This is a genomic window from Methylomonas aurea (genome assembly GCF_024505045.1).
Taxonomy (GTDB): domain Bacteria; phylum Pseudomonadota; class Gammaproteobacteria; order Methylococcales; family Methylomonadaceae; genus Methylomonas; species Methylomonas aurea.
Window position 1 is genome coordinate 1 of record NZ_JANIBM010000087.1, and the last position, 963, is coordinate 963.

The 963-nt window shown below is 63.2% G+C and carries 1 protein-coding gene; it reads right to left on the minus strand.

Annotation, left to right across the window (positions count from 1 at the left end):
• Positions 1-963 (minus strand): right-handed parallel beta-helix repeat-containing protein (locus tag NP603_RS21815; RefSeq protein ID WP_256612973.1); only part of this gene is annotated, 963 nt, incomplete at both ends.

Below are 963 nucleotides of genomic sequence, written 5' to 3' on the forward strand. Positions count from 1 at the left end.
GCCGTTGGCTTCGATGACGTTGTTGGCCACCAGGTTGTCGTAGGTGGCGACGTAGACGCCGGCGCCGCTGTTGCCGTAGACCCGGTTACCTTGGGCGGTGCTGCTGTAGTACAGCGTGATGCCGGTGCCGTTGGCCCAAGTCCGGTTGTCTTGCAGCAGGCTGCCGCTGTAGGCATACAGGCCGGTAGTGTTACCCCAGGCCCGGTTGTCCATGGCTTGCGCGCCGTAGTAGACGGTGATGCCGTAGTTGGCGCCCCAGACTTCGTTGCCGCGCACTTCGGTCGTGTAGTAGCCGGCGATGTTGGTGCCGTTGCCGTTGTCGAAGGCGCGGTTGCCTTGCACGACGATGCGGTTGCCCCAGCCGTTGTTGACGCTGGCGTTGATGCCGCCGCTGCTGTTGGCGTAGACGCTGTTGTTCAATACCCGGCCGCGGGCGCCGCTGATGTCGACGCCCCAGCCGCTGTTGCGGGCGATTTCGTTGCCTTCGATCAAGGCGTCGCTGCCGTTGATATAGACGCCGCGGTTGTTGCTGTATTCGACCACGCTGCCGCTCAGCACGAAGAAGTCGTTGCTGGTGTCGACGCTGATCGCGTAGTTGTTGTTCCAGATCCGGCTGTCGATCACGCTGAGGTGGTCGCTGTCCTGGCCGTTGGCCGCTTGGATGCCGCCGTAACCGCCCGTGATCGATAACTGCTCCAGACTCACGTCGTCCGCACCTTGCAGTTCGAACACGTAAGCACCGGTGTTGACGTTGCCGCGGTCGAGCACGCTGGCATGGCCGGGCTGTAACGCGCCCTTTATGGTCACGCCGCTGTCCTGGCTGCCGAGGACGATGTTGGTAGCCAGGCTGTAGTTGCCGCTGTCGACGTAGATCACGTCGCCGGCATCCAGGTCATAGGCCCGCAACAGGGCTGCCAGACTCGCCATCGGCCGGTTCGGGTCCTTACCGCTGTTGGCGTTGTC